Raw genomic sequence first — 14,916 nt, 5'->3', positions numbered from 1 at the left:
GAAACTCCGGCCGTGTTATCACCTTGTCATATTCAAAGCAGCCTTTTCGCCTGCAGATTTTTACGCCATCACTTTGTGGATTTCCTCAGTTCATGTTCTTGATTTGTTCTCAGGCTGTGTTAGCTTCAAAACATGAGCCGAGCATCCTCTCATGCCCTCAAGCACCCGCCGGTAACGGCGCCCTCCGATAACCCGGCGGGTGCACCTTCACCTGTTCCTGCCCCTTTTCCCGAGCTTGCGGTCGCGATCGAGCGCGAGCGGCGGCGCGGCCGCGGAGCGCAGTCCAACGCCAGCGGCCGCTACGAGGCCGAGGCGCGGGTTGCCTTCGACGATGGCTGGCAGAGCCTCGAAGACCTGCCGCCGTTTTCGACCAGCGTGGCGCTCGACACCTCGCGCAAGGTGATCACCCGCAACGATTCGCCCGACATCGGCTTCGACCGCTCGATCAATCCCTATCGCGGCTGCGAGCATGGCTGCGTCTATTGCTTCGCGCGGCCAACCCACGCCTATCTCGGCCTGTCGCCGGGGCTCGACTTCGAATCGAAGCTGTTCGCCAAGCCGGACGCGCCGGCGCTGCTCGAGAAGGAGCTGGCGGCGCCCGATTACGAGGCGCGGATGATCGCGATCGGCACCAACACCGATCCCTATCAGCCGATCGAGCGCGACCGGAAAATCATGCGCGGCATTCTTGAGGTGCTGGAGCGTGCCGGGCATCCGGTCGGCATCGTGACGAAGTCGGCGCTGGTGACCCGCGACATCGACATTCTGGCACGGATGGCCAAGCGCAATCTCGCCAAGGTCGCGCTCTCGGTGACGACGCTCGACCCGAAACTCGCCCGCACCATGGAGCCGCGCGCCTCGACCCCGTCGAAGCGGCTCGAGGCGATCAAGCGGCTGGCTGATGCCGGCATCCCGACCACGGTGATGGTCGCGCCCGTGATCCCGGCGCTGAACGATTCCGAAATCGAGCGCATCCTCGATGCCGCAGCCCATGCCGGCGCCAGGGAGGCGAGCTACGTGCTGCTGCGGCTGCCGCTCGAGGTCCGCGATCTGTTCCGCGAATGGTTGATGGCGAACTATCCCGACCGCTACCGCCATGTCTTCACTCTGATCCGCGACATGCGCGGCGGCCGCGACTACGACTCGCAATGGGGCACAAGGATGAAGGGCACCGGCCCGATGGCCTGGATGATCGGTCGCCGCTTCGAGATCGCCTGCGAAAAGCTCGGCCTCAACAAGCGCCGCACCAAGCTGACCACGGATCACTTCGCCAAGCCGAAGCGCAGCGGGGAGCAGTTGAGCCTGTTTTGATACCACAGGCGTCATTGCGAGGAGCGAAGCGACGAAGCAATCCACGCTTCGGTATATGCGGTACGTTGGATTGCTTCGCTTCGCTCGCAATGACGGGAAAGATAAACATGAGTAACGCCCCGGCAGCACGCTTCACCGTCCTCACGCTCGGCGTCAGCGACATGCGCGCCAGCATTGCCTTCTACGAATCGCTCGGCTTCGCCAGGAAGATGCGCGCGACCGGCGAGGAGGTTGCCTTCTTCGACACCGGCGGCAGCGTACTCGGGCTGTTCCCGTGGCATCTGCTCGCTGACGACGCCGGATTGCCCGATCAGCCGCGGCCTTCAGCATTCCACGGTGTGTCGATCGCCTGGAACTGCAACGACGATTCCGAGGTCGATCGCGTGATGGCGTTCGCGCTGTCGAAAGGCGCCAAACTGCTCAAGTCCGCGCAGCCGACCAGCTATGGCGGCTATTGCGGCTATTTCGGCGATCCCGACGGCCACGCCTGGGAAGTGGTGCGCGCGCCGGGTTTCGAGGTTCTCGAGAGCGGGCGGGTGTCGATCCCGGATTAGAGCCAGCCCGATTGAATAACGGGGAAGGGCGCCGGGTTCCCGGTTGCGCCGCGGGCCTTGCTTGACCACCATCCCCGCATGATTCGGGACAAGTCCAAAAGCGCGGCAAAGACCACGTCGAAGAAGGCGCCGGCCAAATCCGCCAAGCCGGGCAAGCGCGTCATAGCCGTGACGAGGCCGAGCTTTCGGCGCGAGCGCGCACTGATCAAGCGCGGCATCTGGCCGGTCGCCGGCTGCGACGAGGCCGGGCGCGGGCCGCTCGCCGGTCCAGTGGTCGCCGCCGCAGTGGTGCTCAACCCCAACCGCGTTCCCAAGGGGCTCGATGATTCCAAGCGGTTGACCGCCGAGCGCCGCGAGGAGTTGTTCGAGGAAATCTGCGCCACATCAGCGTTCTCGGTCGCGGTGGCTTCGCCGGCACGAATCGACCGCGACAATATCCTGCGCGCCTCGCTGTGGGCGCTGGCGCGCGCGGTGCATGCGTTGCCGGAAATGCCGAAGCACGTCTTCGTCGACGGCCGCGACAAGCTCGCCACGCCCTGCGACTGCGACGCCGTGATCGGCGGTGACGGCATCGTGGCCTCGATCGCCGCGGCCTCGATCATCGCCAAGGTGACGCGCGACCGCCTGATGTGCGCGCTGGCGCTGGATTGCCCCGGCTACGGTTTCGAGCAGCACAAGGGCTATGGCGTCCCCGAGCACCTCGAGGCGCTCGACCGGCTCGGCCCCAGCACCCATCACCGCAGCTTCTTCGCCCCCGTCGTCGCCGCGCGGCTGAAGCATTTCCCGGTGCCGGCCGAGCCCGATCTGTTCGCGGTGGACGCCGAAACCGAAGCCGCGGCATCCGCGGCCGCGTAGCGCGCATCGTCTCCAACCCACCCATAGCTGTCATCGCCCGGCTTGACCGGGCGATCCAGTATTCCAGAGACAGCCGTGCCTAACTCCACGGCCGCGGCGTACTGGATGCCCCGCTTTCGCGGGGCATGACATCTGTATTTGACTTTGCACTGTGGACTCATCGGCCCCGGTTGCCTCTCCCGCCGCCGCCCGTTATCAACTCCTCAGGGATCAGATGGCGCCGCTGACGAGGTGGCTGGGGCATTTCAGGCGTTTCATGCGGTTTACCTCCCTGGTTGTCGAACTGATCCGCGCCCGGCCGCGCCTCGTCGTGTGGGTCGTGGTGCTGGTGCAGGCCGCGATCTGGCTGCTCCTGCCGCTGATCTTCTACGGCAGCCCACCCGGCAATCTCGCCACCGTCCTCGCGTTCGGCCGTGAGTATCAGGTCGGCACCGATATGGGGCCGCCGCTGTCGTTCTGGCTCGCCGACATCGCCTTCCGCGCCGCCGGCAATCATGTGTTCGGCGTCTATCTGCTGGCGCAGGTCTGCGAGATCGTCACCTTCATCGCCTTCTACCAGCTGGCGCGGGCCATCGTCGGCGGCCCGCAGGGCGTGCTGGCGGTGCTGTTGTCGATGACGGTCGTGGTGTTCTCCTCGCCAAGCGTCGAGTTCGGCCCGCTGATCCTGGCGCGTCCGCTGTGGGCGCTGTTGCTGCTGCATTCCTGGCAATTGATCGGGCAGAACCGGCGCGCCGCCTGGTTCGCCTGGTCGATCGATTGCGGCCTCTTGCTGCTGACGACACCGGCGGCGCTCGGCATGATCCTGCTCGTGGTCGGCTTTGCGGTCGCAACCGAGCGCGGGCGCCGCACGCTGCGCGCGGTCGATCCGCTCTATGCGCTGTTGGTCATCGTCGTGCTCGCGCTGCCCTATCTGATCTGGCTGGTCCGCGCCGACGTGCTGGCGCTGCCGGCGTTGCCCGCGGCTGCCGATCTCAAGGCGCGCGCGCTGCGCTGGGGCGTCGTGCTCGGTGGGCTGATCGTGGCGACAGCTGCGATTGTGCTGCTGGCGGTCCTCAATTCGCGCTGGTTCGCCCGCGACCGTGAGGATGCTCCGATCATCTACCGTCCGCCGGTCAGTCCGCTGGCGCAGCACTTCGTCTATTTCTTCGCGTTCGCGCCGGCGATCGTGAGCAGCTTCGTCGCCGGGCTGTTCGATCTGGATCGCGCCTTTGGCGGCGCCGGCGTGGCGCTGTTGATGTCGGGCCTCGCGGTCGTCGTCGCGACCGGCGACCTGATCCATCTCAGGCGGCAGCGGCTGCTGCGCTCGGTGTGGGCCTTCGCTGTCGCTGCGCCCGCCGCGGTCGCGGTGGCGGCGGCGCTGTTCCTGCCCTGGACCAGCACCGCCGAGGTGCCGACCTCGCTGCCGGCAGCCGCGATGGGCCGCTTCTTCGACGACAGCTATGAACGCCGCACCAACCAGCGCCTGCGCGCGGTGGCCGGCGATCCAGAACTCGCCAGCCTGATTGCGATGAACGGGCGCCGTCCGCATCTCTTGCTCGACGCCACGCCACAACGGACGCCGTGGCTGTCGGTCGCAAAATTCAACGAGACCGGTGGCGTCGTGGTCTGGCGCGCGCAGGACACCGCCGGCACGCCGCCGTCCGAGCTCGCGCAGCGCTTCCCGGGCTTGGCGCCGGAAGTGCCGCGCTCGTTCGACCGGCTGGTCAACGGCCGGCAGCCGGTGCTGCGGATCGGCTGGGCGATCGTGCGGCCGAAGGGATCGTAAGGAACACGTCATTCCTGGGCGATGCGAAGCATCGAACCCGGAATCTCGAGATTCCGGGTTCGGTCCTGCGGACCGCCCCGGAATGACATCGTGTAGTTGGCTACGCCGTCGCGGCTTGCAGCACCTTCGCGATCGCGCGCAAATCCTGCCACGACAATCTCTTGTACGACGGCGAGCGCAGCAGATAGGCCGGATGGAAGGTCGCGACGGCGCGGATCGTGCGCGTGCCGGTGTCGTAGTCGATCCATTTGCCGCGCGTGCGCATGATACCCTCGCGCGTGCCGAGCAGCGCCTGCGTCGAGGGATTGCCGAGCGTCACCAGCACGTCGGGATTCACCAGCTCGATATGGCGCTGGATGAAGGGCAGGCACACCTGCGTCTCCTGCGGCGTCGGCGTGCGATTGCCCGGCGGCCGCCACGGGATGACGTTGGCGATATAGGCCTTGCTGCGATCGAGCCCGATCGCCGCGATCATGCGGTCGAGCAGCTTGCCGGAGCGGCCGACGAACGGCAGTCCCTCGATGTCCTCGTCGCGGCCCGGCGCCTCGCCGACGAACATCACGCGCGCCTGCGGATTGCCGTCGGCGAACACCAGTCGGGTCGCGGTGTGCTTCAGCGCGCAGCCGTCGAATGTCTCCATCAGTCCACGCAGCGCCTCGAGCGTCGGCGCGGTGCGTGCGGCCTCGCGCGCGGAGGCGATCGCAGCGTCCGGCGCGATGGTGATTTCGCTGCGCGGAACGGCCGGCATCGGCGGCGGGCGCAGCGGATTGAGTGCAACTGGACGCGGCGCGGCGGCGGCGGGAACTGGCTCGGGCTCGTCCAGCCGGTTGATCGGCTCGTCGCCAAGCACGCAATCGACCCCGGCCTCGAGGTAAAAGGCCAGCAATTGCTGCAGTGTAGGGGTGGGGTCGGGCATCAGGGCCATCGGCGCAATCTAGAGCATGGCGGAGAAAAGTGGAGGCTCGATTTCGGAAAAGATTATTCTCTTGAGGTATCCGGGCCGTGCAAAGCCATGGGAGCGCAATTCCATGGTTGTCCTTCCGCCAAAAATCGGAAACAACGACTTTTGAAAAGCTTAGAAGCGTTCTCAATGGGCTGAGATCAAGATCATGAGTGCTGAAGACCTTCCCCCGCGCGAGTCTATGGAATTCGATGTCGTCATCGTCGGCGCCGGTCCGTCGGGCCTGTCGGCCGCGATCCGGCTGAAGCAGCTCAATCCCGAGCTCTCGATCGTCGTGGTGGAGAAGGGCTCCGAGGTCGGCGCGCACATCCTGTCGGGTGCGGTGATCGATCCGGTGTCGCTCGACAAACTGATCCCGGACTGGCGCGACGACGCGGACTGTCCGCTGAAGACTCAGGTCAAGGAAGACCGCTTCTACTGGACGACGTCGCAGGGCTGGTTCCGCATCCCGAACTTCATCATGCCGCCGTTGATGCACAATCATCACAACTACATCGGCTCGCTCGGCAACGTCTGTCGCTGGCTGGCGCCGAAGGCGGAAGCGCTCGGCGTCGAGATCTATCCGGGCTTTGCCGCCGCTGAAGTGCTCTACGACGACAAGGGCGCGGTGCGCGGCATCGCGACCGGTGACATGGGCATCGCCAAGGACGGCAGCCACAAGGATTCCTACACCCGCGGCATGGAGCTGCTCGGCAAGTACACGCTGTTCGCCGAAGGCGCGCGCGGCTCGCTCACCAAGCAGCTGATCGCGAATTACAAGCTCGACGCCAACTCCGAGCCGCCGAAATTCGGCATCGGGCTGAAGGAGGTCTGGCAGATCGATCCGGCCAAGCACCGCAAGGGACGGGTCCAGCATACGCTGGGATGGCCGCTGAACGACAAGACCGGCGGCGGCTCGTTCCTCTATCACTACGACGACAACCGCGTCGCGGTCGGCTTCGTCGTGCATCTGAACTACACCGACCCGTATCTGTCGCCGTTCGACGAATTCCAGCGCATGAAGACGCACCCGGATATTCGCGAGCTGTTCGAGGGCGGCAAGCGGCTCGCCTATGGTGCGCGCGCCATCACCGAGGGCGGCTACCAGTCGGTGCCGCGGCTCTCCTTCCCGGGCGGCGCGCTGATCGGCTGTGCGGCCGGCTTCGTCAACGTCCCGCGCATCAAGGGCGTCCACAATGCGATGGGCTCCGGCATGCTCGCCGCCGAGCACGTTGCGGCCGCGCTCGGCGCCGGACGCGCCAATGACGAACTCGTCGACTACGAGAATGCCTGGCGTTCGTCCGCGATCGGCAAGGACCTGTTCAAGGTCCGCAACGCCAAGCCGTTGCTGTCGAAGTTCGGCAACCTGCTCGGAATGGCGCTCTCCGGCTTCGACATGTGGTGCAACACGCTCGGCTTCTCGCTGTTCGGCACCCAGTCGCACGCCAAGCCTGACCGCAAGACGCTCGATCCGTCGAAGCAGCACCAGCCGATTGCCTATCCGAAGCCGGACGGCAAGATCTCGTTCGACAAGCTGTCGTCGGTGTTCCTGTCCAACACCAACCATGAGGAGGACCAGCCGGTCCATCTCAAGGTCGCCGACATGAACCTGCAGAAGACCTCGGAGCACGACGTGTTCGCCGGCCCCTCCAACCGCTATTGCCCGGCCGGCGTCTATGAATGGGTCGAGGAGGGCGCCACTCCGCGCTTCCAGATCAACGCCCAGAACTGCGTCCACTGCAAAACCTGCGACGTGAAGGACCCCAACGGCAATATCACCTGGGTTCCTCCGGAGGGCGGCGGCGGTCCGAATTACGAGGCGATGTAAGGCCCGGAGGCGATTGAAGGGCAAGGCTGACGCGGCCGACCACATTTGCGTGAGGCCGCCGCCAACCTGCCGCAGCTTCCGCTTGGGCTTTCCTCGCTTGGAGCGGCCGGATTGCACGCCGGATACAGCTGGAGACGCGGAACAAGGGCCGCGGCGCCAGTATCCGGCGCATTTTGCTTCCGCACGCGAATATGCCGGGCCCGGTCACGATACCGCCATAGTGGGAGGGTCTTGCGGTGGGCTGGCTGGATCGGCGGGCCTAACGGCCTAATCTGCCAATCGATTCGGCATGGGTTACCTTTGGGCGATCCTTGCGGATAAACGCCAAAAGCGGCATTGTCGCTCGCCGTGATGCCGCCGCTTGGGTTCGCATTTTGAGACTGATCGCAAGACCTTGTCGCGAAGATCTTGGCCGTAAATCCTTCGTGGCCTTAAACCCCTGGAGCAAGGCGACCGTGATGCTGTCCACCCGTTTCAACCGCCTGACGATTGCCGTTCTTGCTGCCGCGGCGCTTGCCGTGCCTGCGCAGCTTGCGGCGCAGACACCCGACCATCCGACCGACAATGCCGCGCAGTTCCCGTCCAAGACCGACCTGAAGTCGCTGACCACCGCCGGCAGCTATCTGGCCGCCCGCCACGCCAGTGTCGAGCGCGATGCGGCCTCGGCTGCGGCATTCTACCGCTCGGCGCTGCGCACCGATCCGAAGAATTCCGAACTGCTCGACCGCGCCTTCATCTCCTCGCTCGCCGACGGCGACATCGATGAGGCGGTGAAGCTCGCCGACCGCATCCTGACCCAGGACAAGGCCAACCGCGTGGCCCGCCTCGTCGTCGGCGTGCGCGATCTCAAGCTGAAGAAATACGCCGCCGCGCAGTCCAACATCAATCAGTCGGTGCGCGGCCCGATCACCGATCTGGTGGCGACGCTGCTGTCGGCCTGGGCGGCCTATGGCGCCGGCGACAGCAAGGGCGCGGTCGCCTCGATCGACAAGCTGACCGGCCCCGAATGGTATCCGATCTTCAAGGACCTGCACGCCGGCATGATCTACGAGCTGTCCGGCAAGGAGAAGGATGCCGGGGCACGCTTCGAGAAGGTGTTCAAGCTCGACGATTCGATGCTGCGCACGGTCGACGAATATGCGCGCTGGACCTCGCGCAACAAGGATGCCGCTGCTGCGACCGCGATGTACGAGGCGTTCGACAAGAAGCTGCCGCGTCATCCGCTGGTGCTGGAAGGCATCAAGGAAACCAAGGCCGGCAAGAAGCTGCCGCCGCTGATCGATTCACCGCAGGCCGGCGCCGCCGAGGCGCTGTACGGCATCGGTGCGACGCTGACCCGCCGCGGCGGCGAGGACCTCGCGCTGGTCTATCTGCAGCTCGCACTCTATTTGCAGCCGAACCATCCGCTGGCGCTGCTGTCGCTCGCCGATCTCTATGAATCGGTGAAGAAGCCGCAGATGGCGATCAAGGTCTATGAGCGGATGCCGGCGTCCTCGCCGCTGAAGCGCAACGCGCAGATCCAGCTCGCGACCAATCTCGACGCCGCCGACCGCAGCGACGAGGCGATCAAGATCCTCAAGGAAGTCACCACGGATCAGCCGAAGGACATCGAGGCGATCCTCGCGCTCGGCAATATCGAGCGCGGCCGCAAGAAGTTCGCCGACTGCGCCACCACCTATTCGCAGGCAATCGACGCACTGCCGGCCGCCGGCGGCGACAAGAACGCCTGGGTCACCTACTACTACCGCGGCATCTGCGAGGAGCGCTCCAAGCAGTGGAACAAGGCCGAGGCCGACATGCGCAAGGCGCTCGAGCTGCAGCCCGAGCAGCCGCATGTGCTGAACTATCTCGGCTATTCCTGGATCGACCAGGGCATCAACCTCGACGAAGGCATGAAGATGATCAAGCGTGCCGTCGATCAGCGTCCTGATGACGGCTACATCGTCGATTCCCTCGGCTGGGCCTATTATCGGATCGGCAATTACGACGAGGCGGTGAAGAACCTCGAGCGCGCGATCGATCTGAAGCCGGAAGATCCGACCATCAACGACCATCTCGGCGACGCCTACTGGCGCGTCGGCCGCACGCTGGAAGCCAAGTTCCAGTGGGCGCATGCGCGCGACCTGAAGCCCGAGCCGGAAGAGCTGCCGAAGATCCAGGCCAAGATCGACAACGGCCTGCCGGACGACACCTCGAACGCCGCCTCCGCCGACAAGAAGAAGGACGACGACGGCAAGGGCGGTTGATCTGGCGCAATTCGCCAGCGTTGCATTGCCGATTGAGACGTCATGCCCGGGCTTTGTCCCGGGCATCCGCTTTTCTGGCTCCCGTCATTCCGGGGCGATGCGGAGCATCGAACCCGGAATTTCGAGATTCCGGGCTCGCCCTTCGGGCGCCCCGGAATGACGGAAGCAGACATGGCCGTGACGGTTTGCCCGCGCCCAGCGCATGCCAAGGGCGGAATTTCCGTGCAAACAAAGGGATAGGATCGTGAAGCGATTTACGCTAATCGCAGCACATGTTTGTTTTTAGGGGTTTATCGCCGTGCCGGCGCTGATTGAAGAAGGGCGTGCCAAGGTCAACCTGACGCTGAAGGTTGTCGGGCGGCGCGTCGATGGGTTTCACGACCTGGAGAGCGTCGTCGCGTTTGCCGATTGCGCCGATCGTCTCACGCTCGAGCCGGGCCCCGAGCTGTCGCTGTCGATGCTGGGGCCGCTGGCCGATGCCTGCGGCGATACGTCGGACAATCTGGTGCTCAAGGCCGCGCGGCTGCTCGGCGAGCGTGTCGCGGACCTTGAGGTCGGCCACTTCACGCTGGAGAAGGTGCTGCCCGTTGCGGCCGGCATCGGCGGCGGCTCGGCAGATGCCGCGGCCGCGCTGCGGCTTTTGGCGCGGCTCAACGAACTCTCGCTCGACGACAGCAGGATCATGGAGGTCGCGTTGCAGACCGGCGCCGACGTGCCGGCGTGCGTCGCCTCGCGCGCCTGCGACATGACCGGCGTCGGCGAGGGCCTGCTGCCGCTCGACCTGCCGACACTGCCCTGCGTGCTGGTCAATCCGCGCGTGCCGGTTGCGACCAGGGATGTCTTCAATGCGCTCGGCCTGCGCCATGGCGAGCTTTTGATCGGCGCCACCGATGTCGTGATGCAGGGGCCGTCCTGGCCGGACGCCGGCCGCGTGATCGACGATTGGATCACAGCGCTGTCGCGCGGCACCAACGATCTCGAAGCCCCCGCCGCGCGCATCGAGCCCGTCATCAGCGACGTCTTGTTCGCGCTGCGTGAGACCAGCGGCGCTCGCCTGGTGCGCATGTCGGGCTCCGGCGCGACCTGCTTTGCCGTGTTCGGAACCGACACCGACGCCCAGGCCGCCGGCGAAAAGCTCCGCGCCGCGCACCCCGGCTGGTGGGTGCATGCGGGTGCGCTAAGCTAGCGTTTCTCTCCGCCGCCATTCCGGGGCGTGCGAAGCACGAGCCCGCAATCCATTGATCCACATCTTGTGCGGCCTGATGGATTCCGGGCTCGCGCCAAAAGGCGCGCCCCGCTGGGGCCGCAGTCCTCTTCAACAACACAACCCTGTGGTTATGGGTCCCTGCTCCCGTGCGCAATTGCGCACTAGGCAGGGACGACGATTGTGGATGCAGGCCGTGCCACACAATCATCGTCGTCCTGGCGAAAGCCAGGACCCATTACCCCAGATGAGAATTGTTGTGCGATGCTGGGGCAACGATCCCATTCATCACCAAGCGCGGTGCTTATGGATCCCGGCTTTTGCCAGGACGACGAACAGAGAGAAGTGTGTACCTGGGCCCCATCACCGTCACCCTGAGGAGGCCGCGGAGCGGCCGTCTCGAAGGGTCGACGGCCACCAGCGGGGCCGTGCATCCTTCGAGACGCCGCTTCGCGGCTCCTCCAGCGACAAAGGCAAAGCCTTTGCGCGGGGATGACGGGCTTGATCATGTCGGCAGCGACGCCGCCGCTACTGCGGCATCATCCCACCTCAACGCCGGTCAGCGTTGCGCCCCGGATTGCTTGGCAAGCCAAACCCCGTTTGCCATAACAGGATGAAACAACAACGTTGCGCGTGCGGGACCGTTCGAAAATCCGCCTGCAGCAAATGAGCCGGGAGGATGCCATGGCCAATATCCGCGTACTCGCCACCGATCTGGAATTTCCCGAGGGTCCCGTCGTCATGCCCGACGGTTCGGTCGTGCTGGTCGAAATCCGCGGCCAGCGGCTGACCCGGGTGTATCCCGACGGGCGCAAGGAGATCGTCGCCAAGGTGCCGGGCGGCCCGAACGGCGCGGCGCTCGGTCCCGACGGCAAGATGTACATCTGCAACAATGGCGGCTTCTCCTGGATCCCGACCAAGAACATGATCATGCCGGGTCCGCAGCCGGAGGATTATCTCGGCGGCTCGATCCAGCGCGTCGATCTGCAATCCGGCAAGATCGAGACCGTGGTGACGAAGTGCGGCGAGCATGAGCTGCGTGGGCCGAACGATCTGGTGTTCGACAAGCACGGAGGCCTGTGGTTCTCCGATCTCGGCAAGCGCCGCGCCCGCGAGATGGATGTCGGTGCGTTCTATTACCTGAAGCCCGGCATGAACGAGATCGTCGAGGCCGTGCACGGCATCCTGCCGGCCAACGGCATCGGCCTGTCGCCGGATGAGAAGACCGTCTACATCGCGGAGACGCCGACCGCACGGCTGTGGGCCTATGAGGTGTCCGAGCCAGGCACCATCAAGCCGCGCGACGTGATCTATCGCGGCGAACGCGGCAAGCCGATCGCGGGCCTCGGCGGTTACCAGATGTTCGACTCGCTCGCCGTCGAAGCATCAGGCAATGTCTGCGTCGCGACGCTGATCTCCGGCTGCATCTCGGTGATCGCACCCGACGGCACATTGGTCGAACAGGTGCCGACCGGCGACCGCGTCACCACCAACATCGCCTTCGGCGGCCCCGACCTGAAGACCGCCTACATCACGCTGTCCGGCAAGGGCGAGCTGATCGCGATGGACTGGTCGCGGCCGGGATTGCCGCTGAATTTTCTGAATAAATGATGCACTCGCCGTCATTGCGAGCAGCGAAGCGACGAAGCAATCCATCTCTCCACATGTGCGGATAGATGGATTGCTTCGCTTCGCTCGCAATGACGGTTAAGGTGGCGTCGGACTACGTACAAAGGATGCACAATGCCCTGGCTTGAACCGGTCACCCTTCGCGGCGCGCATGCGCGGCTCGAACCACTTTCGCATGATCATCGCGACGGGCTCGTCGAGGCGGTGAAGGACGGCGGTCTGTCGAACCTCTGGTACACGGCCGTTCCGCAGCCGGAGAACATGGCCAAGGAGATCGACCGCAGGCTCGGCTTGCAGGCGGCCGGATCGATGCTGCCGTTCACGGTGTTCGACGCCGACGGCAAGATTTCCGGCATGACGACCTACATGAATGTCGACACGCCGAACCGCCGCGTCGAGATCGGCTCGACCTGGTACGCCAAGCGTGTGCAGCGCAGCGCGGTCAACACGCAGTGCAAACTGCTGCTGCTGCAACATGCCTTCGAGAAGCTCGATTGCATCGCGGTCGAGTTCCGTACGCACTTCTTCAATCACCAGAGCCGGCGCGGCATCGAGCGTCTGGGTGCCAAGCAGGACGGCATCCTGCGCAGCCATCAGATCGCGCCCAACGGTACGTTGCGCGACACCGTGGTTTACAGCATCATCGCCAGCGAATGGCCGACGGTGAAGGCGCATCTCAACTATCAACTCAACGAAAAGCCGCGCTGACATTTTGGTCAGCGCCAGAAACGAGACGATGGAAACGTTCGATTATGTGATCATCGGCGCAGGCTCCGCCGGGAGCGTGCTGACCAACCGGTTGAGTGAAGACGCGGGCACGCGGGTTTGCGTGCTCGAGGCGGGACCGAGCGACTGGCATCCCTACATCCATCTGCCGGCCGGCTTCATCAAGACCTTCCACATGAAGAGCGTGAACTGGGCCTACCAGCAGGAGGTGGGTCCCTACACCGGCGGGCGCAGCATCTACGCGCCGCGCGGCAAGACGCTCGGCGGCTCGTCGTCGATCAACGGCCACATCTACAATCGCGGCCAGCGCCAGGATTTCGACACCTGGGCGCAGCTCGGCAATCGCGGCTGGGGCTATCCCGACGTGCTGCCGTACTTCCGGCGCATGGAGAGAAGGATCGGTGAGGGTGACGACACCTATCGCGGCCGCGACGGCAATCTCACCGTCACCACGATGGACTGGCAGGACCCGCTCTGCGAGGCCTTCATGGCGGGCGCGGTCGGCCTCGGGATTCCGCGCAACCCTGACTACAACGGCCAGATCCAGGAGGGCGTGTCGTACTGCCAGCGCACCATCCTGAACGGCCGCCGGGTCAGCGCCGCGACCGCGTTCCTGCATCCGGCGCGAAAGCGGCGGAATGTCGACGTGCGCACGCATGCGCATGTCACCGGTATCATCTTCGAAGGCAAGCGCGCGGTTGGCGTGCGCTACAACCGCGGCGGCAAGCACGGTGATCCCTTGGAGATCCGCGCCACCAAGGAGGTCATCCTCTCCGGCGGCGCCTATAACTCACCGCAGCTGTTGCAGCTCTCCGGCGTCGGTTCGCCCGAGCTGTTGCAGTCGCACGGCATCGAGGTGCGCCACGCGCTGCCGGGTGTGGGTGAAGGCCTGCAGGATCATTACGCACCGCGCTCGGTGGCGCGGGTCAAGAATATCAGGACCATCAACGAAATGCGCCGCGGCTTCAGCCTGTGGGGCGAGGCGATCAAATGGGCGACGACGCGGCGCGGGCTGTTGTCGCTGTCGCCGACCATGGTCTACTGCTTCTGGCATTCCGGCGAGACCACCGAAAGCTCCGATTTACAGCTCACCTTCACGCCGGCGAGCTACAAGGAAGGGGTGCAGGGCCAGCTCGAGGACGAGCCCGGCATGACGGTGGCCTCATGGCAGCAGCGGCCGGAGAGCCGCGGCTATGTCCGCATCCGCTCCGCCGATCCGTTCGCGCCGCCGATCATCCAGACCAACTATCTTGCCGAGGAGATCGACCGCCGCGTCGTCGTCGCCGGCATGAAGCTGGCGCGCCGGCTGCTCGCCTCCGAGCCGCTCAAGCCGTATTTCGCCTATGAGGACTTTCCGGGTCCGAAGGTCACGAGCGACGCGGAGCTGCTCGCGGCCGCGACCCAGCGCGGCACCACCACCTTCCACCCCGGCTGCACCTGCCGGATGGGCCCGGCCGACGCGCCCTGGGCCGTCGTCGACGATCAGCTTCGGGTCCATGGCATGGAGGGCCTGCGCGTGATCGACGCCTCGATCATGCCGCGGATGATCTCGGCCAATCTCAACGCCTCGACCTTGATGATCGCCGACAAGGCCTCCGACATGATCCGCGGCAAGCAGCCGGAGGTGGCTGCGAAGCTGCCGGAGTATGCGTGAGGCGATTTCGTCATTGCGAGCGGAGCGAAGCAATCCATCTCTCCGCATCTGCGGATGCATGGACTGCTTCGTCGCTTCGCTCCTCGCGATGACGGCGGAGGTGCGCCGATGCTTCTCGATCGGCGCGCTGTGTCTAACACCGTCATGCTGAGGAGGCCGCGAAGCGGCCGTCTCGAAGCACAACGGCCGACGGGGGCCGTGCAT

The 14,916-nt window shown here is 65.3% G+C and carries 11 protein-coding genes; 10 read left to right on the top strand and 1 reads right to left on the bottom strand.

The annotated features are described in order from the left end of the window. The first annotated feature begins 132 nt into the window (after positions 1–132). The 4 genes from ACE103_RS33200 to ACE103_RS33185 all read left to right on the top strand — a co-directional run bounded on the left by ACE103_RS33200 (position 133) and on the right by ACE103_RS33185 (position 4,485). A complete protein-coding gene (locus tag ACE103_RS33200) occupies positions 133–1,311 on the top strand; it encodes a PA0069 family radical SAM protein (protein WP_375776464.1) in 1,179 nt (392 codons plus the stop codon). Positions 1,312–1,418: 107 nt separating this feature from the next. After that, on the top strand, positions 1,419–1,865 hold the full coding sequence (locus tag ACE103_RS33195; RefSeq protein ID WP_375776463.1) for a VOC family protein: 447 nt from the start codon (positions 1,419–1,421) through the stop codon (positions 1,863–1,865). 78 nt (positions 1,866–1,943) lie between these two features. After that, on the top strand, positions 1,944–2,720 hold the full coding sequence (locus ACE103_RS33190; RefSeq protein ID WP_375776462.1) for a ribonuclease HII: 777 nt from the start codon (positions 1,944–1,946) through the stop codon (positions 2,718–2,720). Between the two features lie 256 nt (positions 2,721–2,976). Next, positions 2,977–4,485, top strand: coding sequence for a glycosyltransferase family 39 protein (locus ACE103_RS33185; protein WP_375776461.1), 1,509 nt, complete (start codon positions 2,977–2,979; stop codon positions 4,483–4,485). Positions 4,486–4,585: 100 nt separating this feature from the next. On the opposite strand, the gene ACE103_RS33180 is transcribed toward ACE103_RS33185, so the two are convergent. After that, positions 4,586–5,404, bottom strand: coding sequence for a uracil-DNA glycosylase family protein (locus ACE103_RS33180; RefSeq protein ID WP_375781234.1), 819 nt, complete (start codon positions 5,402–5,404; stop codon positions 4,586–4,588). A 190-nt stretch (positions 5,405–5,594) separates the two neighbouring features. Here ACE103_RS33180 and ACE103_RS33175 point away from each other — a divergent pair, with 190 nt between their 5' ends. From ACE103_RS33175 to ACE103_RS33150, 6 genes are all read left to right on the top strand, one after another. Beyond that, positions 5,595–7,253 (top strand): electron transfer flavoprotein-ubiquinone oxidoreductase, encoded by a 1,659-nt coding sequence (locus tag ACE103_RS33175; protein ID WP_375776460.1) that lies wholly within the window; start codon positions 5,595–5,597, stop codon positions 7,251–7,253. 458 nt (positions 7,254–7,711) lie between these two features. Further along, the gene (locus ACE103_RS33170; RefSeq protein ID WP_375776459.1) at positions 7,712–9,499 is read left to right on the top strand and encodes a tetratricopeptide repeat protein; all 1,788 of its coding nucleotides are present in this window, start codon (positions 7,712–7,714) and stop codon (positions 9,497–9,499) included. Between the two features lie 298 nt (positions 9,500–9,797). Beyond that, positions 9,798–10,685: a 4-(cytidine 5'-diphospho)-2-C-methyl-D-erythritol kinase gene (locus ACE103_RS33165; protein WP_375776458.1), complete on the top strand. Its 888-nt coding sequence runs from the start codon at positions 9,798–9,800 to the stop codon at positions 10,683–10,685. 702 nt (positions 10,686–11,387) lie between these two features. Further along, positions 11,388–12,314: an SMP-30/gluconolactonase/LRE family protein gene (locus tag ACE103_RS33160; protein ID WP_223969358.1), complete on the top strand. Its 927-nt coding sequence runs from the start codon at positions 11,388–11,390 to the stop codon at positions 12,312–12,314. A gap of 132 nt (positions 12,315–12,446) precedes the next feature. Then, entirely contained in the window at positions 12,447–13,040 is a 594-nt protein-coding gene (locus ACE103_RS33155; RefSeq protein ID WP_223969356.1) for a GNAT family N-acetyltransferase, read from the top strand. 28 nt (positions 13,041–13,068) lie between these two features. Further along, positions 13,069–14,712 (top strand): GMC family oxidoreductase, encoded by a 1,644-nt coding sequence (locus tag ACE103_RS33150; RefSeq protein WP_375776457.1) that lies wholly within the window; start codon positions 13,069–13,071, stop codon positions 14,710–14,712. Positions 14,713–14,916 lie beyond the last annotated feature (204 nt).

Origin of the sequence: Bradyrhizobium sp. ma5 (assembly GCF_042258955.1) — a bacterium.
In the GTDB taxonomy this organism is placed as follows: domain Bacteria; phylum Pseudomonadota; class Alphaproteobacteria; order Rhizobiales; family Xanthobacteraceae; genus Bradyrhizobium.
Note: the sequence above shows the minus strand (reverse complement) of the source record. Positions and strands in the feature narration are given on the sequence as shown.